The 3,473-nt window shown below is 66.5% G+C and carries 4 protein-coding genes; 3 read left to right on the forward strand and 1 reads right to left on the reverse strand.

All coding sequences use genetic code 11. The features are described from left to right. From ACI48D_RS25845 to ACI48D_RS25855, 3 genes are all read left to right on the forward strand, one after another. Positions 1-820, forward strand: an 820-nt coding sequence (locus ACI48D_RS25845) for an aminotransferase class I/II-fold pyridoxal phosphate-dependent enzyme (RefSeq protein ID WP_435574107.1), incomplete at its 5' end; no start/stop codon positions are given. Beyond that, a complete protein-coding gene (locus ACI48D_RS25850; RefSeq protein WP_435574108.1) occupies positions 817-1,695 on the forward strand; it encodes a cobalamin-binding protein in 879 nt (292 codons plus the stop codon). The genes ACI48D_RS25845 and ACI48D_RS25850, both read left to right, overlap by 4 nt. Next, a complete protein-coding gene (locus ACI48D_RS25855) occupies positions 1,692-3,167 on the forward strand; it encodes a cobyric acid synthase (protein WP_435574109.1) in 1,476 nt (491 codons plus the stop codon). The genes ACI48D_RS25850 and ACI48D_RS25855 overlap by 4 nt, the downstream gene beginning before the upstream one ends. A gap of 18 nt (positions 3,168-3,185) precedes the next feature. Here the strand turns inward: ACI48D_RS25855 and ACI48D_RS25860 are convergent. Beyond that, a partial coding sequence (locus tag ACI48D_RS25860) for a hypothetical protein (RefSeq protein ID WP_435574110.1) occupies positions 3,186-3,473 on the reverse strand: 288 nt, incomplete at its 5' end.

A 3,473-nucleotide genomic window follows, 5' to 3' on the forward strand; every position in this document is an offset into this window, starting at 1 on the left:
TGCCGCGTGCGCCTATTACGGCGCGCCTGCGCTGCTGCCGGTCGCCGGCACCCAGGCGGCGATCCAGGCCCTGCCGCGGCTGCGGGCGCCCTCGCGGGTGACGGTGGCCGCGCCCTCGTATGCCGAACACGCCCATCACTGGTCGCTGCATGGGCATTCGCTACGCCAGGCCGGCTATTCCATGCTCGACGATGCGGTGCAGGACAGCGACGTCGTCGTGGTCTGCAATCCGAACAACCCGACCGGAGACGTCGTCCCGCCCGCAGTCCTGCTACGCTGGGCGCTTGCACTGGCGGCACGCGGCGGCTGGCTGGTGGTCGACGAAGCTTTCGGCGACACCGCGCCGGCGCTGAGCGTCGCCGCGCATGCCGGGCAGCCAGGGCTGGTCGTGCTGCGCTCGGTCGGCAAGTTCTTCGGCCTGGCCGGACTGCGGCTGGGCTTCGTGGCGGCCGAGGCGCCGCTGCTGGCGGCATTGGCCGACCTGCTCGGCCCATGGGCGGTCAGCGGTCCGGCCCAGCACATTGCACTGGCGGCACTGCGCGACGCACGCTGGCAGCACGCTGCCCGGGAACGCCTGGCGCGCGACGGCGCGCGGCTGCGCGACCTGCTCGCGGACCACGGCATCCAGGCCTCCGGCACGCCGCTGTTTCACTGGTGGCCGGAAGACCGACCCGAAGATTTTCATGACCACATGGCGGGCCACGCAATCTGGGTGCGCCTGTTCCGCCAAGGAGCCCGCGGGATCCGCCTCGGCCTGCCGTCCCGGGAACGCGACTGGGACCGCGTCGAACACGCACTTCAAGAATGGACCAAGCGATGAAACCATCGACAGCACTGATTTTCCTTGCCGCGCTGGCGGCGACCCAGGCTCACGCAACCATCACCGTCAAGGACGACGACGGCAATCTCGTGAGCTTGCAAAAACCGGCGCAGCGCGTAATTTCGCTGGCCCCGCACGTCACCGAAATGCTGTTTGCGGCCGGCGGCGGCAGCCATGTGGTCGGGGTCGTCGCCTACAGCGATTTTCCGGAAGAGGCGAAGAAGATTCCGCAGATCGGCAGCAACCGCGAGGTCGACCTGGAACGCATCATGGCGCTCAAGCCGGACCTGATCGTCGTCTGGCGGCACGGCAGCTCGGAGCGCCAGATCGAGATGGTGCGCAAGCTCGGGGTGCCATTGTTCCACAGCGAGCCGCAAAAGCTCGACGATATCCCGGAAAGCGTCGCCAGGCTCGGGCAGCTGATGGGCACCGACAAGGTGGCCGGCCCGGCGGCGGCCGGACTGCGCGGCCAGCTGGCCAAGCTGCGCGGACGTTATGCAAACCGCCCGACAGTGCGCGTCTTCTACCAGGTGTGGGACAAGCCGCTGTACACCCTCAACGGCAAGCACATCGTCAGCGACGCGTTGCGCCTGTGCGGCGGCGAGAACATCTTCGCGAAGTTGCCGGTGACGGCGCCGGTGGTCGGCGTCGAGGGCGTGCTGCAGGAGAATCCAGAAGCGATCTTCGCCACGGCCGAGAAGAACTACGGCGGCGTCAGTATGTGGAAGCCCTACGGCACGCTGCTGGCGGTGCGCAACGATAACCTGTTCACCATCGACGGCAACCTCGTGAACCGCTCCGGTCCGCGCATGATCGCGGGTGCGACGATGCTGTGCGAGAAACTGGAGCTGGCGCGCCAGCACCGCAGCAAATGACAGGCTTCCCTTACTCCACCCTGATGATTCAGGGGACCACGTCCGATGCCGGCAAGAGCACGGTGGTCGCCGCACTGTGCCGGCTCTTGAGGCGCGCCGGCGTGAAGGTCGCGCCGTTCAAGCCGCAGAACATGGCACTCAACAGCGCGGTCACGCAGGATGGCGGCGAGATCGGACGCGCCCAGGCCCTGCAGGCGATCGCCGCCGGCGTCGAACCGCATACCGATTTCAATCCGGTGTTGTTGAAACCGTCGAGCGACACCGGCGCCCAGGTCATCATCCATGGCCGCGTACGCGCGGAGATGAATGCGCGCGACTACCACCAGTACAAGACGGTGGCGATGGCCGCGGTCCTGGAATCGCATGCGCGGCTGCGGGCGCAGTACGAGGCCATCGTGGTCGAAGGCGCCGGCAGCCCGGCGGAAATCAATCTGCGCGACCGCGACATCGCCAACATGGGCTTTGCCGAGGCGGTCGATTGTCCGGTCGTGCTGGTGGCCGACATCGACCGCGGCGGCGTGTTCGCCCACTTCGTCGGCACCCTCGCCTGTCTGTCGGAGAGCGAACGCCAACGCATCGTCGGCTTCGTGATCAACCGCTTCCGCGGCGACATCAAGCTGCTCGAGCCCGGACTGGAGTGGCTGGAGCGCGAGACCGGCAAACCCGTGCTGGCGGTGCTGCCCTACCTGCACGGGCTCTACCTCGATGCAGAGGACGCCGTGCAGGGCGTGACGCGGCGCGAGGGGAAGTTCCGCGTGGTCGTGCCAAGCACGCCGCGGATGAGCAACCACACCGACTTCGACCCGCTGCGCTTTCACCCCGACGTCGACCTTCGCTTCGTGCGCGAGGGCGAACCGCGAGTTGGCCTCGGCATCGGCGCCGACCTGATCATCCTCCCTGGCAGCAAGAACACGCGTGCCGACCTGGCCTGGCTGAAGCAACAGGGCTGGTCGGACGCCATCCGTCGCCACCTGCGCTATGGCGGCAAGGTGATCGGCATCTGCGGCGGCTTCCAGATGCTGGGGCGCTTCGTCGACGATCCGCTGGGTGTGGAGGGCGCGGCCGGGCGATCCGAGGCGCTCGGCCTGCTCGACCTGCAGACGACGCTCACCGGAGAAAAACGCCTGGTGCAGGTCTGCGGCTGCTGCGTCTTCGATCCGGCGTCCGAGGGCGCTGCCGTGGGCGGATACGAAATCCACATGGGCGTATCGAACGGCGCCGCACTATCCCGTCCGGCATTCGAGATCGACGGCCGCGCCGAGGGCGCATGCTCGGACGACGGCCAGGTCCTGGGCAGCTATCTGCACGGGATGTTCGACAATGCATCCGCTTGCGCCGCGCTGCTGCGCTGGGCCGGACTGGACAGCGAACACGCGGTGGACGCGGCGGCCCTGCGCGAAGCGAGCCTGGACCGGATCGCGGATGTGAGCGCTCCCTTGCTGGAGCGTCTGATGGACCTGAAGAGGCAATAAAGTACTTCTATCGTTCTGCTAAAACTTATCGATTTTGCCGAGTAGAGAACGACAGGAGTTTGCCTCAGCTTGACGGCCATGCACATGCCTGTCGCTTTCGCCATGCCGTATCTCCATATGCCGCCGAGAGAAAAGATGTGGATGGGAGGCGGCCACGCTATTTCCGGGCGAGCCGGTGTTGACTATAGCAGTCGGCCGCCCAAAAGCAAAAAGCCCGCCCAGACTTAACTGGGCGGGCTCTGCTGAATAATTAGCCTGACGATAACCTACTTTCACACTGGTTGCAGCACTATCATCGGCGCAAAG

It is taken from the genome of Massilia sp. LXY-6 (assembly GCF_051233485.1).
In the GTDB taxonomy this organism is placed as follows: Bacteria; Pseudomonadota; Gammaproteobacteria; order Burkholderiales; family Burkholderiaceae_D; genus Telluria.